Origin of the sequence: Pseudomonas sp. GL-B-19, assembly GCF_019956415.1 — a bacterium.
Classification (GTDB): domain Bacteria; phylum Pseudomonadota; class Gammaproteobacteria; order Pseudomonadales; family Pseudomonadaceae; genus Aquipseudomonas.
The window spans coordinates 1-3,331 of sequence record NZ_JAHBDK010000103.1; the positions used below are offsets into that span (position 1 = coordinate 1).

Annotated in this window: 3 protein-coding genes; all 3 read left to right on the plus strand. The window is 61.3% G+C overall.

Annotation, left to right across the window (positions count from 1 at the left end):
* Window positions 1-354: 354 nt before the first annotated feature.
* Window positions 355-1,677, plus strand: a complete 1,323-nt coding sequence (locus tag KGB06_RS28850) for an acetamidase/formamidase family protein (RefSeq protein WP_223521806.1) — start codon at window positions 355-357, stop codon at window positions 1,675-1,677.
* Window positions 1,678-1,821: 144 nt separating this feature from the next.
* Window positions 1,822-2,661: a DUF692 domain-containing protein gene (locus KGB06_RS28855; protein ID WP_223521809.1), complete on the plus strand. Its 840-nt coding sequence runs from the start codon at window positions 1,822-1,824 to the stop codon at window positions 2,659-2,661.
* A partial coding sequence (locus KGB06_RS28860) for a DUF2063 domain-containing protein (RefSeq protein ID WP_223521807.1) occupies window positions 2,654-3,331 on the plus strand: 678 nt, incomplete at its 3' end. The genes KGB06_RS28855 and KGB06_RS28860, both read left to right, overlap by 8 nt.

A 3,331-nucleotide genomic window follows, 5' to 3' on the forward strand; every position in this document is an offset into this window, starting at 1 on the left:
TCGTACAGGCCGACACATCGGTTGAAGACAGGGACTGTTTAAGCGTCGTATTCTTTTTCATGGACTCGCCCTCGCTGCCGTTGGCTTCTTAGACTGCCACCGTGGCGCATTGACGCCTCGGCGTGGGCGAGTCCATCCAATTACAGGGATTTGTGCTGTGTATCGCACTGTATCTAACCGCTGTCCCGATACATTCCACTTCATTCCCGACCATTGCCGAACACAGCCCGGATACAAACCTGCGATCAACTGTAAAGGCCGTCCAGTACCCGAGCACCGGTTCTGCCCAGGCATCTGATGGTCGTCGCAACAGGCGGCCGTCGTCGCTCCTGACTCCGCGAAGGGAACCCTCTGATGACTACGCTTCAGACTGAAACCAAACCCGTCAATCGCCTGCGCGTCGACCATTACACCCAAGGCATCATCGGCCCGAGCCAGCCCATGCTCGGGCCGCTGGCCGACGGTGGCACGCTGATCACCGGTACACCGCCGGGCTGCTGGGGGCCGATGATTACGCCGGCCTTCGAAGGTGGCCACGAAGTGACGCAACCGGTGGCCATCGCCGGTGCGGAAGTCGGCGACGCCGTGGCGATCAAGATCAAAAGCATGCGTGTGACCTCGCTGGCGACGTCATCCGGGGTCATGAGTTTTGTCGAAGGGCGCTACAACGGCGATCCGTTCGTCTCCAAATTCTGCGCCAAATGCGGCACCGACCACCCGGCGAGCCACGTCGAAGGCATCGGCGAAGATTCCATTCGTTGCAACAACTGCGGCGCCGAAGTCAGCGCGTTTCGCTTCAGCCACGGTTACGTGATCGTGTTCGATGCGCAGAATCAGGTCAGCCTGACCGTCAATCAGCACGTCGCCAACCAACTGGCCAGCAATGCGTCCGAGATGTCGGCACTGCCGGAATTCGCCGCCCAGCATTCGATCCTGTCGCTGGCCCGCGCCGACATCCCCGGCGTCGCCGCGCACATGCGGCCGTTCCTCGGCAACATCGGCACCACGCCGTCCCGTGACTTGCCCGACTCGCACAACTGCGCCGATTTCGGCCAATACCTGATCAATGCGCCGCACCGTTTCGGCATGACCCGCGAAGAACTGCATGTGGCGAAAACCGACGGCCACATGGACACCAACTCGATCCGCGAAGGCTGTGTGTTGATCTGTCCGGTCAAGGTACCGGGCGCCGGGGTGTACATGGGCGACATGCATGCCCAGCAGGGCAACGGCGAGATCGCCGGGCATACCACTGATTGCTCCGGGGAAACCGAAGTGCAGGTGGAAGTGATCAAGCACCTGACGCTGGAAGGGCCGATCCTCCTGCAAAACCTTGATGACCTGCCGCCCATGGCCCGGCCGATGAATGCACAGCAGCGGCAGAAAGTCCGCGAACTGGGCGAGCGCTGGGGGCAGCACGAGATCGAGCAGAGCGGCCCGATCACCTTCATCGGCAGCGGCGAGAACCTCAACGTCGCGGTGGAAAACGGCCTGAAACGTGCGGCTTCGGTCACTGGCCTGGCGTATGACGAAGTGCTCAACCGCGCGACGATCACCGGCTCCATCGACATCAGTCGCTTGCCCGGCACCGTCCGCGTGACCTTCCTGTGCCCGATGACCGTGCTGGACCGGATCGGCATCGGCCATCTGGTGCGCGAGAAATACGACCTGGCGTAACGCCCACCCACGGGTCTGTACCGAAGTGTGTACAGACCCTTCACTGATACATACGCCACGATTTTCTGCTGCAACCGAACACAGCCCCGATACAGCGCATCGATTAACTGTGATTCCGTTATGGCAATCATTGAGATCGACACCATGCAGACCTCTTCCACACCCACCAAGGCGACCGTCGGGCTCGGCCTGCGTCGCGGCTTGATGAAAGACCTTCAGGCCGCCCCAGCCGGCGATTTCGACTTTCTGGAAGTCGCCCCGGAAAACTGGATCGGCATCGGCGGCGCTCACGGCCAAGCGTTGCGCACCCTGGCCGAGCGTTTCCCGTTGTCCTGTCACGGCTTGTCGTTGTCCCTCGGTGGGCCGGCGCCGTTGGACGTCGGGTTTCTGCAGGAAGTCCGGGTATTCCTCGATCATTACAAGGTGCCGCTGTACAGCGAGCATTTGAGCTATTGCAGCGATGACGGTCACCTCTACGACCTGCTGCCGCTGCCCTTTACCGAAGAAGCGGTGCACCACGTGGCTGCGCGCATCCGTCAGGCCCAGGACATTCTCGGCCGGCGTCTGGCGGTAGAAAACGTCTCTTACTACGCCGCACCGCAGCAGGACATGGATGAGGTGGCCTTCACCAACGCGGTGTTGCGCGAGGCCGATTGCGACCTGTTGCTGGACGTCAACAACGTGTACGTCAATTCGATCAATCACGGTTTCGATCCGCAGACGTTTCTGGCCGGCATCGACGCTGGCCGGGTGGTGGCGATGCACGTGGCCGGGCACTTCGATGAATCCGACACTTTGAAAATCGACACCCATGGCGCCTCGGTGAAACCGGTGGTCTGGTCGTTGCTGGCGCAGGCCTATGCCCGGTTCGGCGCGCAACCGACGCTGCTGGAGCGGGATTTCAACTTCCCGGCGTTTTCCGAACTGGTGACCGAATTGCAGACCATTCGCCGCTTGCAAACCGAGGGGGTGAACCGTGGATAAGCCGAGCCTGTTTGAACAACAAACCACCCTGGGCCGCTACCTGCGCGATCCCGATCACTGCGCGCCGCCGGTTGAAATGAACGCCGCACGGGCTCAGGTGTATCGCGACCTGATTTTCGCCAACCTGTCGACGTTGCTCAGTGGGACTTTTCCGGTGCTGATCAAGATTCTCGGTGATGAACAGTGGCGTACGCTGGTGCGGATTTTCCTGAGGGACTACCGCGCGCGCACGCCGAAATTCGGTGAGATTGCCCAGGAGTTTGTGGAGTTTCTCGCGGCTGATCCGCAGGCGTTGAGCGAGGGCACATGGCCGCCGTTCATGATGGAACTGGCACATTACGAATGGGTCGAGATGGCGTTGCAGCAATCTGATGCCGAGCCGTTAGCGCCGAGTGATGTGGCGTTGATCATGGCGCGGCCGTTGCAGGTTTCGCCACTGGCGTGGCCGCTTGCGTATGCCTGGCCGGTGCAATTGGTGGGGCCGGACTTTCAACCCGAGGCAGCACCCGCTCACCCGACTTTATTGCTGGTGCGGCGGGCGGAGGACTGGAGCGTGAAGTTTTCGGAGCTGAGCCCATTGGCGTGGCGGTTGTTGCAACGTATTGCGGAATTTCCCGAGCTGAATGGGCGTGCGCAGCTGGAAGGGCTGGCGGTGGAGGCGGGGATGGGT